Here is a 13,746-nt window from a genome sequence, read left to right on the forward strand (position 1 = left end):
TCTTTACAGGGAATAGGCGGTTTTGTGAAGAATACTAGAGGACAGAGACAGCAGGGGGAAGGGGAATATCATGAAACTCCGCCGTAAAATCTTGTTCGCTATTATTCTTCTCGTCTTTATTCCGGTTATTCTGATGGGGATCGTTACTTACGTTAATTTTTCTAATGCAATGGAGAAAAAATCAAGCAACTTCTACTGGATTTCACTGCTTGAAACGGATCGAAAGCTTAAATTCGCGCTTAGTGAAATCACCTCGATCACGAATTCAAAAATTACGCAGCCGGTTGTTCAGCAATCACTGAAGCAGAAGAACTTTGTAATCACTTATGATCGAAAGCAGGAGCTTAGCAGTTATCTCATTGATCATCCAATGATTACTTCATTTAGTTTTTATAGTAAAGATCGTTTAATTTATCAATACAATGCATCGATGTCCTTTGAGGACTTAAAGAGACAAAGCTGGTTTGACGCGATGGAAGGCGCCGAAGGGCGGCCCGTGTGGTCAGGACCGGGAGAAAATGGCTCGGAGATCTCCGGCAATCCGGTACTTGTACAAGCAAGAGTAATCAAAGATTCATATTCTCTCGAAGATATCGGATATCTGGTTGTTAATGTAAAACCTGATTTATTGGATCAGATTTTCTGGGAAGCAGCAACCCTCAAGAAGGGGGATATTTTGCTGGTCAACAAGCTAGGAAATATCGTTTTTAATAAATCCGGTGAACATATTGGACAACGCACAGATTTCCCCTTTTTACAAAATGATTATGCTAAGGAGCATGACTATTACATCGACAACTATCAGGGGGGAAAATCACTCATAACCTTCCTACCTTCTCATAATGCAGCCTGGTATTTAGTAGCCATTACACCTATGAATCTAATCTCGTCAGAATCTGTATCTATCCGGAATATTGCGATTATTTTAAGTACAGTTTCGCTGTTGTCCGCCATTTTGTTCGACCGCTATTTCGTACGGAGGCTCGTTCATAGTATTAATAGTGCGGTTAACGGGATGAAGCGGGTGAAGCAGGGGATATTTACGCCGATCACTACACCCTATCGTGCTGATGATGAAAGTGATTTGCTGATTGATGGCTTTAATCGGATGAGCACGCAGATCAATGAGCTGCTTGTGCAGGTGGAGACTGAGCAGGGACGTAAGAAGGAAGCAGAAATGCAAGCGCTAATGGCGCAGATTAACCCTCATTTTATTTATAATTCACTCGAATCGATTAATTCGATGGCAGTGCTGCAAGGCAATAAAGATATTAGCAAAATGGTCATCTCACTCGGCAAGCTGCTGCGAATCAGCATCAGTCAGAATCAGGAGCTGATTCCGTTGCATATGGAGTTCGAGCATGTCCGTCATTATTTGGATATCCAGAAGTTTCGTTTTGAAGATAAATTCTCTTATATTATAGATCTTTCGGATGGTCTTAGGACGTTCATGACGCAAAAGCTGATCGTTCAGCCGATTGTTGAGAATGCGCTGTATCATGCGATTGAGCAGATGGAGGACCCAGGGGTCATCGAGATTACGGCCTATGAAATGGGCATGGATATGATCATTATCGTAAAAGATAACGGCCCCGGCTTTGACCTTGCCAAGATGATGAGTCTTTGGGATAACGAGGGAAGTGCTCAGAAGAAATACAGTGATAGCGGCGTGGGGCTTAAAAATGTGCATGAACGCTTGAATATTCGGTTCGGCAGTCCATACGGCATACTAGTGTGTTCATCCCCCGGCTTTGGTTCCACCATCCGAATCCGAATACCAAAAATACTGCCATAATCGACCATACGGAAAGAAAGGGGGAGAATGTTATCAAAAAATGGTTATTGAAATGGGGCTGGATGTGGTTATATCTAGTGCTGATTTCGGGTGCGGTTTTATTTATAACTTTAGGAAAGCAGGAACCCATTGAAGATGATTCACCAGAGAAAATCACATTAACTTTCCGTCATTTTTGGATTAAAGAGCATGATCGGCCACTGTTGACTATTTATGAAGATATCGTGGACAAATACCAGTTAGAGCATCCAAATGTGAAAGTTAACTTTGAAGGTTTAGACCAGACGTTACACCGTGATCAAAAGCTGAAAAACGAGATGGTTACTGGCACCCCGCCAGATATGTTTGTTTTGTTCGGTGGAGCGGAAATTGAGCCTTATGTGCGCTCTAAGCGCCTGATTGATCTGACGGATTTCGTCCGGGAGAATGCACTAACCAATCAATTCAAGGATCTGGATCTCTGGACCTTTGACAACCATATTTATGGCTTGCCCATTGAAGGGAATGCTGAACCCTTATATTTTAATAAAACCATATTCGAAAAGCTGGGTTTGAAGCCGCCAGAAACGCTGCAAGAGCTTGATGCTGCCATACTAAAGCTGAAGTCGGCAGGATATATTCCATTTGCACTTGGCAACGAGGATCGTTGGCCCGCAGGGATTTTTGCACATTATTTGATGGATCGTTATGCCGGCGCCGACTTGATCGAGAAGCTGATCACTGGTGAAAATCAAGCCAGTTTTCAGAATGAGGCGTATTTAAAGGCTTTTCAGCACTTGGAGCAATGGATCAAAGAAGAAGCCTTCAGCACGAAATCGAATGCGTTATCCACAGAAAATGCGGTGGGACTATTTACGAGCGGCAAGGCTGCGATGTATCTGAACGGAAACTGGGATATTAATTTATTTGCAGGAACAGCAGCTCCTACGGATTTTCAAAATGAGGTAGGTGTTATTCCGTTTCCCACATTGAAGAAGGGGGAACAACCTTCGATTGCCGGCGGTTATACATTCGGTATCGGCCTTTCCTCCGAACTAAGCGGAGCGAAGCGGGAGGCTGCGCTCGATCTCATGAAAGCTTTTTACACCCAGGAGGTTCAGACTCGGATTGTATATGAAGGGTTGAGAATTCCGTCCATGCGCATTGCCTTTGATCCTGAGAAGACAGGACCGGTATTCGCGCAAGTCATGAATATGATGGAAGTTAACCGCAAGAGCTTTGTCCCTTATGATAATGTATTGTCACCAGAAGTGAAAAAAACGTTCCTGAGTGTTATAGAACAGATGATTAACGGAGAAATGTCTGCTGAGCAAGCGTTAAAGCAAGTGCAGGCATCCTCCATTCAATATTGGAATTTGATCCAAAGCTCAAGTGTACAATGATCCTGGAGGTGCAGGGAATGGATGAGTTACAAGAGAAGTATAAAGTAATAATCGTGGATGATGAGCCGATTATTCTTCGTAGCTTAAAAGCAGCCATTCCATGGAATGATCTTCAGATGGAGATTGTGGGAGAGGCCCGAAATGGAGAATTAGCTCTTCGCTTGATAGAAGACACTTCACCACATATCGTGATTAGTGATATTCGCATGCCCGTAATTGACGGGATTACGTTGATGAAGGAAGTCTTGTCTAAAAACCCAAAGCTGGTGTTTATTTTTATAAGCGGGTACGGAGAGTTCGAATATGCAAGAGAAGCATTACGTCAAGGAGCTTTTGATTATTTATTGAAGCCGATCGATCATGATGAACTGGTTGAAATGCTAAACCGCGCCAGAACCAAGCTGGATGAACAGAAGCAAAATGATCAGCTGATTCATTCTGTGCAGATGCTGTCATTGCTTGCACGTGAACGTCTGTTTGCAGAAATCACTTTGGGAAATGCAAGACCGCTTGAGCATCTGAAATGGCTGGAGAACAGTGAACTGGAGAGTGGATATTTCATGGCTGTTGTCCAATTAGATGATTACTCCACACTGAGTAGTCAATGGAGTGTAGAAGAAAAACGGCTATGGCTGTTTGCAATCCGCAATATTGTGGAAGAATGGTCACTGGAGCATGGAGTGCTGACGGTTTTCCCGTTTCATAATGGAGAGTGGATACTACTGTTCCCTGGATCTTTAAGCGCCAGCAGGAGAGAACTTGGTGAACATTTGATAGCAGGAATCAAGAGATACTCCAAGCAGTCTTGTTCCGTGGGCATCAGCCGCACCACACAAGGCATTGATCAATTAAGTACGGTTTACCCTCTGGCCGCGAAGGCCTTATATCAACGGTTCTATTCAGGTCTTGCCGGGGTCTTTATTGATGAAGAGATATCGTTCCCAAGCAGTAAAGAGGTGAAATACCCAAAAGAGCTGGAAACTGCACTGATTGAAAGTATACGTACCTTAAATAGAGACCGGATGTGGTCTTTATTTGATGAGCTTGCTTTATTTATTGAGTCACAAGCTGTTCCTAAGGATATGGCTGAACGTCTTCTAGTTGAATTGATCGTTGTGTTGTACAGAAATTATGAGTATTTGAATATAAATTCAGATTGGTCTTTGCATGGATTACTTAGCAAGATGCACAATCTCGGCACTTTAAATGAAGTGATCTCTGCTTTGAAAGAAGAGTTTGGTGTGCGATTGGAGCAAGGGAACAAGCCTGTGAATCGCGAGGATACGCGTAGCGCCATCGAGAAAGCGAAACGTTATATTGAGAGTAATTACCATAAAGATTTAAGTATTGAGGAAGTAGCGGAGCTGGCTGATCTCAGCATCAGTCATTTCTGCACTTTATATAAGCAAATAACGGGCTATACCTTTTTGGAGTATGTTACACACTGCCGGATGGAGAGGGCGAAGTATATTTTGCAGAGCAGCAACGTAAAAGTGTATCAGATAGCTCCTCTTGTCGGTTATCAGGACCCACGTTATTTTACACAGGTTTTTAAAAAGGCTAGTGGTCAAACACCAACAGAATACCGAGAAGAGCATACTAAGCAGATCCATTAAAGAGGAGGTAAGGGATGGAATTTCATTTGGAGATGATTGTTAAGTGTTTAACGAACCACAAGCTGCAGAAATATTGGAAAGGGTTCGAGGCTGTTTCTTTTGCATTTTATAATAAGGATAACGTGTATCTGTACAATCATCCCAAATTCAAAACGGTAGGATATCATCCACATTTGCTTCCTTGGAGTAATGAATTCTCAGGAGATACAATCATTTTATATGAGGATCACCCTACAGCCATCGTTAATCTGGAATTACATGAAGAATTCGAAGACTTGTACGCCATTTGTGTACACGAATTATTTCACGGTTATCAATTCCTGATGGGAGATGAACGTTATGCAGATGAATTATTGATGATTACCTACCCTTTATCCCTCGAAAATATGGAATTGCGGATTCAAGAAAGACATCATTTATATCTTAGTGTAATGGCAGCTACTAATGATGAGCGAAATCAAGCAATGAACAGATTTATTGCCTTTCGTCAACAAAGAGAGCAGCTGCTCGGGGAGTACGTGCTCAATGAATATCTTATTGAAACGCTGGAAGGACCCGCTTGGTATGTTGAATTAAATGCCTATGCCGAAAAATCCACCCTTCCTAATGAGGAAGTATTGCACAAATTCAGTTCGTATTTAATAGATGAACTTGAATCTTCGGCTAATATCAGAAGAAGCTGCTACGGTTCTGGTCTGTTTATATGTTTGCTGCTGGATGAGCTTCGCACCGATTGGAAAGAAGAGTTTATGAAGTCGGAGTTAAGTTTATATGCGTTTTTTAAGCAATTTGTGGATCAAGTCATCATTCCCTTCGAGAAGATATCTATCAGCAAAGAAACGGAAGATATTATGCAATCGGTCAAAACAATCAGGGAGAAGGAATTCATTGATTTTATCAGCCTGGAAGGGTACCACCTTTATATTGAAGGAGATATAAAATCTACGGGTTTTAATCCTATGGGTATTATTGGTGGAGATGAGAAATGCATTCATAAGAATAATTTACGAATCCAAATTAATGATGCGGAGTATTTTCTGGAAAAGCCAGTGATTAGCTACTATAAAGCTGACCTTCGAAATATTAATAAACTGCACCTAGTACTAGATGAACCTCCAACTTTTAATAAAGATTCGTTAATCCTTAATGGAATTGGTGAGATCAAAGGTCAATACGAAGTGAAGGAAGATGGATGCTGGCTGCAATGCTAACGTAATTTAAATGAGAAGGAGAGTATGACATTTGTCATACTCTCTACTTGATGTTTATGACTTATAGGATGACACTTTATCTTCTATACTAAGAGTAGATGAAAAGATCCTTAGCCGGACACATCAAGGAGGAAACGATATAGATGACTACAAAACAGACATCACAGCTCTCCAGCCTTAAAAAGAGTGTAGCCCCTTACGAGAAAAATGACCGCAACGCAAGTATAAGACAGCTCATCAATACTTTAGGACCACTTGTGCTGTTATGGGGCGGAGCTTATTTCTCTTTATCTGTTTCCTATTGGCTCACCCTTCTGTTAGCTATTCCTGCAGCAGGATTTGTAATTCGAACTTTTATTATTTTTCATGATTGCACACATGGATCGTTTTTTAAGAATCGTAAAGCGAATGATATTATCGGAACGATCACGGGTGTCCTGACACTGGTTCCTTATCGGCAGTGGAAACATAGTCATTCCATTCACCACGCCAGCTCCAGTAATCTCGATAAAAGAGGGATCGGCGATATTTGGATTATGACGGTCGAGGAATACACAGCGGCTTCCTTCTGGAAACGTCTATATTACCGGATTTACCGCAATCCCATCGTGATGTTTGGTCTTGGACCGATTGCTGTTTTTATGATTCAGTATCGTTTTAATGTTAAAGGTGCTAGACGCAAAGAGCGGATGAATACCTATTTGACGAATATTTCAATTGCAGCGCTTTATGCCTTGCTGATATGGGCTATCGGCTGGCAGGCATTTCTTATGGTGCAGCTGCCTGTAGCATTTGTATCAGGGTTTCTCGGCATATGGTTGTTCTACGTCCAACATCAGTTTGAAGACTCTTATTTCGAGAATGAATCCGAATGGAGTTATGTGATGGCCGCGGTTGAAGGTAGCTCATATTATAAGCTGCCGAAGGTGCTGCAATGGATTACGGGCAACATCGGCTTCCACCATGTGCATCATTTAAGTCCAAAGGTGCCAAACTATAATTTGGAAAAAGCGCATAACGCGACGCCACCGCTACAAAAAGCAACAACGATTACGATTGGTACCAGCTTGAAGGCCCTTAATTTCCGTCTTTGGGATGAGGAAAATAAACGATTCATCAGCTTCAAAGAGATGAAGTCCATATTAAATAAACCGAAAACTGCAGGCGAGGTCCTGCAAGTTCATAAGCCCAGACTCCAGGGAGAATAATGGCTACATTGTAATCAAATAGCAGCAAAATGGAAGGTTAGAGCCGGAGAACTCATTCGCGCTCTAATCTTTTTTCTCTTTATCGTTGTGGTTCACCGGATTTTACCGGATTTATGCTAGAATAAGGTGAGTGGCATATGGCAAAAAGGAGAGCAAACATGCAGAAGTGGCATCATATTTTTCATAAAAGTACAGGTCTTAGCCCTTATGTATGGGTCGTATTTTATATTCTACCGTTTTATTTCATCTTTCGGTCCTCTTCTCCCTACCAGGTAGTTTCGGGAATCTTGATGATCGCTGTGTTTTTTGTTTGTTATGTGCTTTCTTTTGTCTCCAAGGGTTGGTTAGTTTATTTTTGGACGAGCGTGCAGATACTGGTCTCTATAACGATGACATTGTTGTTTGGATATATGTATTTTGCGCTTTTTTTAGCCTTTTTTATTGGGAATATCCAGAACCGGGTAGGGTTCTTCACCCTGTACTCCATTCATTTGCTGACTACGATTATTACGATTAATTATGAGCTGCTGTCGCGTAATCCCGTATTTATCAGCCAGCTTCCCTTTGTGCTTGTCAGTATGATTGCAGTGATCCTGCTGCCAATCAGTACCTATAACCGTAATAATCAAGGGAAGCTGCAAGACCAATTGGAGGATGCTAATAAGCGAATCTCAGAATTGGTTAAGCTCGAGGAACGCCAGCGGATTTCACGTGATCTTCACGATACATTAGGTCAGAAGCTTTCGTTAATTGGTCTGAAAAGTGACTTGGCAGGAAAGCTTATCGACAGTAATCCGACGCAAGCAAAAGCCGAGATCAATGATGTACGCCAGACGGCAAGAAGTGCACTGAAGGAGGTCCGGGAAATGATTACGCGAATGCGCGGCATTCGGCTTGAGGACGAACTCGTTCATATACAGCAGTTTCTTGCGGCTGCGGAGATCGACTATGTTTTACAAGGCAATCCTAAACTGTCTAACACTTCATTGATTACGGAGAATGTACTCAGCATGTGTATTAAGGAAGCTGTCACAAATGTTGTGAAGCATAGTAATGCACAATCTTGCTCAATTATCATTGAACCCACACGCACAGATCTCATCATTAAAGTGAAAGATGATGGAACCGGCATCCCGGGCAATGATCTTTATTTTAAAGGACATGGGCTGCAAGGTATGCGGGAACGTCTTGAATTTGTAAATGGCTGTATGGATATCGTGCGGGATGAGGGTACTACGATAGTGATTAAGGTCCCAAATGCATTTAAGCATCCGGAACAGGAGGTAACCGTATAATGATTAAGATTGTAATCGCTGAGGATCAGCGAATGCTTCTTGGAGCGCTGGCATCTTTGTTGGATTTAGAAGAGGATATGAAGGTCGTGGGCCGGGCAAGCAACGGGGAAGAAGCTGTAGCGATGGTTCAGCAGCATAAGCCGGATATCTGTATTATGGATATTGAGATGCCAGCGATGAGTGGTCTCGACGCTGCGGAAGCGCTGAAGAATAGCGGCTGCAAAACGATGATATTAACCACCTTTGCCCGTGCGGGATATTTCGAACGTGCGCTCAAGGCGGGAGTTCATGCTTATCTGCTGAAAGACAGTCCTAGCGAAGAACTGGCACTTTCGATACGTAATGTGATGGCAGGCCGACGCATGTATGCACCGGAGCTAATGGATGAAGCCTACAGCGGTGAAGTAAATCCTCTGACTCAGCGGGAGAAGGAAGTGCTTGGACTCATTGCCGACGGCAAAAATACAAAAGAGATCGCCAGCCAGCTGTACATTACCACGGGAACAGTCCGGAATTACATCTCTGTTATACTAGATAAGCTGGATGTAGGTAACCGCATCGAGGCTATCACTCGATTTAAGGAAAAAGGTTGGTTTAAGTGAGCGGGGCTAAGAAACGATTGGTTGGTTGAAGCAGCTTGTAAACGTGAATCGCTGATCGCTAATTGCTGATCGCTAATTGCTGATTCCTACTTTATGCTCACCAATCGCAAATAGATGTATTTCCTACAACTATATGCTATAAAATGCGCTGCAGATGCGATTTAGTTGCATTTCTTACATCTAAAAGTTCGCTTAGAGGGCATTTCCATTATTTTTCGGGGAAATAGTTGTAGAGAATGCAGTTAAAGAGTTGTCTAAGCAGAAAATATACTTATAATTGTACTGAGTGCAGCTATTTCTTTATTAGCATTAGTGAAATTCAATATAATCCGCTAAAAATAAAATTTTTAATGTTATTTTGATGTTAACACTCGCCAAATGTTCCCGCGCCGTATATCATTAATTATCGGCCTATTATTCTCAATAGGACAGTTAATCAAAAGGAAGTGTATTTTCTGATGTCAAGAAAGCTAAGAGCCGGCATAGTTGGCGGCACAGGTATGGTAGGACAACGTTTTATTGCCCTTTTAGAGAATCATCCTTGGTTTGAAGTAACTGCGATTGCTGCCAGTGCTAGATCTGCTGGAAAAACGTATGAAGAATCGGCCAAGGGCAGATGGAAGTTATCTACTCCAATGCCTGAGAACGTAAAGAATATTATGGTCCAAGATGCTTCTAAGGTAGAAGAAGTAGCTGCGGATGTAGATTTGATCTTTTGTGCTGTAGACATGAAAAAAGATGAGATTAAAGCGCTCGAAGAAGCTTACGCGCGCACCGGAACGCCAGTAATCTCCAATAACTCAGCGCATCGCTGGACGCCTGACGTGCCTATGGTCATTCCTGAGATTAATCCGGAGCATCTTGAGGTTATTGAACAGCAAAGAAAACGTCTGGGAACAGAGACAGGTTTCATTGCGGTTAAACCTAACTGCTCCATTCAAAGTTATGTGCCTGCGCTTCATGCGCTCAAAGATTTCAATCCATCTAAAGTGGTAGTCACCACCTATCAAGCTATTTCTGGAGCAGGAAAGACTTTTGCGGACTGGCCAGAAATGCTGGACAACGTGATTCCTTACATCGGTGGCGAAGAAGAGAAGAGCGAGCAAGAGCCTTTGCGGATCTGGGGAAGCGTTCAAGAAGAGGGTATCGTAAAGAGTGAAGCGCCAACGATTACTTCGCAGTGTATCCGTGTGCCTGTAGCGGATGGACATATGGCTGCTGTATTTGTTTCTTTTGAGAAAAAACCGTCCAAAGAAGAGATTCTGAATCTCTGGAAGAGCTTTAAAGGACGTCCTCAGGAGCTTGAACTACCTAGCGCTCCTAAACAGTTCATTACCTATTTTGAAGAGGACAATCGTCCACAGACCAAGCTGGATCGTGATATCGAGAACGGAATGGGTGTATCGACGGGCAGACTTCGGGAAGATGCCCTCTATGATTACAAATTCGTAGGTCTCTCCCATAACACCCTGCGCGGAGCAGCTGGCGGTGCTGTGTTGATCGCTGAGCTTCTGAAAGCAGAAGGTTATATTCAACCGAAATAAGTCCATGCATGAGCTGCAAAGCTGATGTGAATAGCACCTCATCAAAGCTTAGTCTTTGGTGGGGTGTTTTTATTTTAATTTTGAATTTGGTAAAATAAGTTATGGAAGGAGAGGGTACCTTTGAATAAATATTTATTAGCTTTTATATGGTTACCATTAATCCTGTTTACAAGCGGTTGTACATCGTCAACTCAAGAGGAACAAGAGTATGGAGTATCCTCTATAAATGCCGAAATTCCTATTCCGAAGAAGGCCAAAGAAATCGAAGTGATAACAAATTCAAAGAACCCTAATATAAAAATTGGAGCAAAGTACGAGTTGGATAATATAGGGGGAGAACAAGGTCTTTATCGGCTTGAAGGCTATTTTAATAAATTAAACGATGCTGGATGGATAGAGCTGGAGGACAAGCGGTTAGGGCATGTGCAATTTTTTGACAAAGAGGACACCGTCATCGCCATCGAAATACATCAGGATACCTTTGATATTCATGAAATGAATAAAGATGCTAAATTCTAAACAGTGGCTGGATAGATGAAGCATTTGTTATTACTTAAACAGAAAGGTTGAGAGTGTGGTAAGATAGGTGAAGTGTATAAACTATACGAATTCTGAATGACTGACGGAGTGATATGATGGGTGCAAAAAGTAAAGGTGGCGGCACAGGCAGAGGTACGGGGAGTAAAGGCTGGACACGCTGGAACAAAACAGCAAAACCAGTTAAACCTGCTAAAGGTGACCCAACGACGGGTCCAGGTGCTAAAGGTGCAAGTGGAAGCAAGGGCAGTAACGTGAAAAAAAGCGGAAGCACCAAATAGCTCCCTTAAACTGGGTTATTCCTGAAGGTTAACATCTGATTTTGATCGTTAAAATCAGGTGTTTTTTTATGACTAGAGGTAAGTATATAGGATGAAAGTAGGATCAGCAGTGAGAATCGATAAATATATAAGCGAAACAGGCTTTTGTTCCAGAAGGGAAACCAAGCGATTAATTGCAGCAGGTCGAATCGCTGTGAACGGTATTGTCTGTGAGGCGAACATTCTTATAGAGCCAGAGGATATCGTATGGATCGATGGGGAGCCGATAACAAGCAGTAAAGGGGAGCCAGTGTATCTCGCTTTGAATAAGCCGATAGGCATTACCTGTACAGCAGCACCACATGTGGCTGGGAACATTATTGATTTTGTAGGGTATCCTTCACGGATCTTTGCGATCGGCAGATTAGATAAAAACTCGGAAGGCCTCATTTTGTTAACCAACGATGGAGAGATCGTAAATAAAATGATGCGTTCCGAGAATGGGCATGAAAAAGAATATGTAGTTCATGTAGATAAACCGGTTACGTCAGAATTCTTACAAGCGATGTGTAGCGGTGTGAACATTCTTGGAGTCACAACGAAACCTTGTGAGGTCTATCGGATCACAGAATGTCAGTTTAGAATTATCCTAACTCAAGGTCTTAATCTGCAAATACGCAGAATGTGCAAGGAGTTAGGATATAGAGTACTAAAGCTGGAGCGCATAAGAATTATGAATATTACATTAGAAGGCTTGGAGATGGGACAATGGCGGCATTTAAGCAGTGAAGAGCTGTATGAGCTTATGTCCCGCTTAAACTGACTTTGTCAACAAAGCCTCTGGCAGTTGTTGTAATATCTTCTGCTCCGGCAATCGCTGAGATAACAGAGATCCCATCCGCACCAGCTGCTAATACTGGTGCAACATTTTGCAGTGTGATTCCCCCAATGCCAACCAAAGGGATGATAATGCCTTTATTTCTTAGTTCTTCAATAATCGTAGTGCCTTGAACAGCTTTGGCATCCTCCTTGGATGACGTAGGATAAATGGGACCCACGCCCAGATAGTCGGCTCCATCGGCAATCGCCTGCTGAGCTTCAGCGAAGGAGTGAGCGGATACACCAATGATTTTATTCTCTCCAAGTAGCTGGCGGATCGCCAATGCAGGTGTATCCTCCTGTCCTACATGAATTCCGTCCGCATCAAGTGCGATCGCTAAATCAATGTCGTCATTCACGATAAAGGGCACGCCATGGGCATGACAGATCTTTTGAAGTCGTCTCCCAAGATTAAGTCGCGCCTTATCGCTTAAGGATCCGGTCCCCTTTTCACGGAATTGAAACATGGTTATGCCCCCAGCAACCGCTTCCTGCAGCACCTTAACTGGAGCTTTACGGCAATTTACGCTGCCCATAATGAAATAGACTTTTAATAGATCTCGCAGATGTTCACTATTCATTCGTTGCACTGTTTATCCCTCGCAGTCTGTTCTGATACGCAAAATGATTGGTTGGTCCATGTCCAGCCCCTATGCCCAGCTCGTCCTCAATCGCCGCTTGTATAAACGCTTTGGCTGTTTGTATGGCCTCTGTTACGGATTTGCCTTTGGCTAGCTCGGCGGTGACTGCTGCTGAATAGGTGCAGCCTGTACCATGCGTATGTCTGGTCTGAATCCGGCTACTCTCTAATAAGGTATATTCGTCACCATCATATAGAAGATCGGTTACGGCTGTGGTCGAGGTATCATGTCCCCCTTTTAGCACTACATATTTGGAGCCCATGCCATGAATGATTTTGGCCGCTTTTTTGCGTTCTTCGATGGTGGTGATCGTCATCTTTGTGATCATTTCGGCTTCGGGAATATTGGGTGTCGTCACCAATGCTAAGGGCAGCAGATGGCTGATTAAGGATTGAACCGCCTCCTGCAGCAGCAGTGTGGACCCTCCTTTAGCGACCATCACAGGATCAATTACAAGATTAGACCAGCCGTAATGCTTAATTTTATCTGCCACAATGCGGATGATGTCCCTGTTAAATAACATCCCGGTCTTTACGGCATCTGGTTGCAGGTCAAGTCCTATAGAATCAAGCTGCTGTTTTATAGCTTCCAGAGTCACTGGATAAACCCCTTGGACACCCAGCGTATTCTGCGCTGTCACAGCAGTGAGGACGGACATGCCATAGACAGAAAGCTCCTGAAAGGTTTTTAGATCTGCCTGAATGCCAGCACCACCGCCGCTGTCGGAGCCGGCAATGGTTAGAGCTTTGGATATAATCATCGAATTCACTCCTTTG

Annotated in this window: 13 protein-coding genes; 11 read left to right on the forward strand and 2 right to left on the reverse strand. The window is 42.9% G+C overall.

The window, feature by feature from the left end; all coding sequences use genetic code 11:
• Positions 1–70: 70 nt before the first annotated feature.
• The 11 genes from MHH60_RS09445 to MHH60_RS09495 all read left to right on the forward strand — a co-directional run bounded on the left by MHH60_RS09445 (position 71) and on the right by MHH60_RS09495 (position 12,273).
• Positions 71–1,795 (forward strand): cache domain-containing sensor histidine kinase, encoded by a 1,725-nt coding sequence (locus tag MHH60_RS09445; protein ID WP_076135515.1) that lies wholly within the window; start codon positions 71–73, stop codon positions 1,793–1,795.
• A gap of 62 nt (positions 1,796–1,857) precedes the next feature.
• Positions 1,858–3,177 carry an ABC transporter substrate-binding protein gene (locus tag MHH60_RS09450; RefSeq protein WP_076135753.1) on the forward strand — a complete coding sequence of 440 codons (1,320 nt, stop codon included), beginning with the start codon at positions 1,858–1,860 and terminating at the stop codon, positions 3,175–3,177.
• 17 nt (positions 3,178–3,194) lie between these two features.
• Positions 3,195–4,793: a response regulator gene (locus tag MHH60_RS09455; protein ID WP_076135517.1), complete on the forward strand. Its 1,599-nt coding sequence runs from the start codon at positions 3,195–3,197 to the stop codon at positions 4,791–4,793.
• Between the two features lie 14 nt (positions 4,794–4,807).
• Positions 4,808–6,004 (forward strand): hypothetical protein, encoded by a 1,197-nt coding sequence (locus tag MHH60_RS09460; RefSeq protein WP_076135518.1) that lies wholly within the window; start codon positions 4,808–4,810, stop codon positions 6,002–6,004.
• Positions 6,005–6,147: 143 nt separating this feature from the next.
• Positions 6,148–7,212 carry a fatty acid desaturase gene (locus MHH60_RS09465; RefSeq protein ID WP_076135520.1) on the forward strand — a complete coding sequence of 355 codons (1,065 nt, stop codon included), beginning with the start codon at positions 6,148–6,150 and terminating at the stop codon, positions 7,210–7,212.
• Between the two features lie 158 nt (positions 7,213–7,370).
• On the forward strand, positions 7,371–8,507 hold the full coding sequence (locus tag MHH60_RS09470) for a sensor histidine kinase (RefSeq protein WP_076135522.1): 1,137 nt from the start codon (positions 7,371–7,373) through the stop codon (positions 8,505–8,507).
• Positions 8,507–9,109, forward strand: coding sequence for a response regulator transcription factor (locus MHH60_RS09475; protein ID WP_036686291.1), 603 nt, complete (start codon positions 8,507–8,509; stop codon positions 9,107–9,109). The genes MHH60_RS09470 and MHH60_RS09475 overlap by 1 nt, the downstream gene beginning before the upstream one ends.
• A 458-nt stretch (positions 9,110–9,567) precedes the next feature.
• Positions 9,568–10,653, forward strand: a complete 1,086-nt coding sequence (gene asd, locus MHH60_RS09480; protein WP_076135524.1) for an aspartate-semialdehyde dehydrogenase — start codon at positions 9,568–9,570, stop codon at positions 10,651–10,653.
• A 120-nt stretch (positions 10,654–10,773) separates the two neighbouring features.
• Positions 10,774–11,172 carry a hypothetical protein gene (locus MHH60_RS09485; protein WP_076135526.1) on the forward strand — a complete coding sequence of 133 codons (399 nt, stop codon included), beginning with the start codon at positions 10,774–10,776 and terminating at the stop codon, positions 11,170–11,172.
• Between the two features lie 116 nt (positions 11,173–11,288).
• Positions 11,289–11,471: a DUF3934 family protein gene (locus MHH60_RS09490; RefSeq protein ID WP_038570418.1), complete on the forward strand. Its 183-nt coding sequence runs from the start codon at positions 11,289–11,291 to the stop codon at positions 11,469–11,471.
• A gap of 109 nt (positions 11,472–11,580) precedes the next feature.
• Positions 11,581–12,273, forward strand: a complete 693-nt coding sequence (locus tag MHH60_RS09495; protein WP_076135755.1) for a pseudouridine synthase — start codon at positions 11,581–11,583, stop codon at positions 12,271–12,273.
• Here MHH60_RS09495 and thiE read toward each other — a convergent pair.
• Both thiE and thiD read right to left on the reverse strand, forming a co-directional pair.
• Positions 12,254–12,910 (reverse strand): thiamine phosphate synthase, encoded by a 657-nt coding sequence (gene thiE / locus MHH60_RS09500; protein WP_076135527.1) that lies wholly within the window; start codon positions 12,908–12,910, stop codon positions 12,254–12,256. The genes MHH60_RS09495 and thiE overlap by 20 nt on opposite strands.
• A complete protein-coding gene (gene thiD / locus MHH60_RS09505; protein ID WP_076135529.1) occupies positions 12,903–13,730 on the reverse strand; it encodes a bifunctional hydroxymethylpyrimidine kinase/phosphomethylpyrimidine kinase in 828 nt (275 codons plus the stop codon). The genes thiE and thiD overlap by 8 nt, the downstream gene beginning before the upstream one ends.
• Between the last annotated feature and the right edge of the window lie 16 nt (positions 13,731–13,746).

Origin of the sequence: Paenibacillus sp. FSL H7-0716 (assembly GCF_038002705.1) — a bacterium.
GTDB lineage: Bacteria > Bacillota > Bacilli > Paenibacillales > Paenibacillaceae > Paenibacillus_AQ > Paenibacillus_AQ odorifer.